Annotated in this window: 1 protein-coding gene; it reads right to left on the bottom strand. The window is 40.2% G+C overall.

Translation table 11 applies throughout. The features are described from left to right. Nucleotides 1–22: 22 nt before the first annotated feature. Nucleotides 23–214: hypothetical protein (locus tag VTU_RS35070; protein WP_236610800.1), on the bottom strand; the 192-nt coding region annotated here is incomplete at its 5' end.

Here is a 214-nt window from a genome sequence, read left to right as displayed (position 1 = left end):
ATTGTTGTTGTAACTCTGGATACTAACCCAACAATACAACTATTTCCACCACTGGGCTTACTGCAGTCACTACTTCAACCTTTACTGAACTACCATGAAAAATACTTTTAGACAGCTGAAGCAAGCATACTTTTAAAAAAGTATCCTTTCTTATGGACGAGGGATTTGGCAGTGCGGTCATTGAGATTTCATACTTCTGATTGGAGCCGCAGGG

Source organism: Verminephrobacter aporrectodeae subsp. tuberculatae At4 (assembly GCF_000193225.1).
Lineage (GTDB): Bacteria > Pseudomonadota > Gammaproteobacteria > Burkholderiales > Burkholderiaceae_C > Acidovorax > Acidovorax aporrectodeae.
The sequence above is the reverse complement of the archived record's forward strand: the minus strand, read 5'-3'. Positions and strand labels throughout refer to the sequence as shown.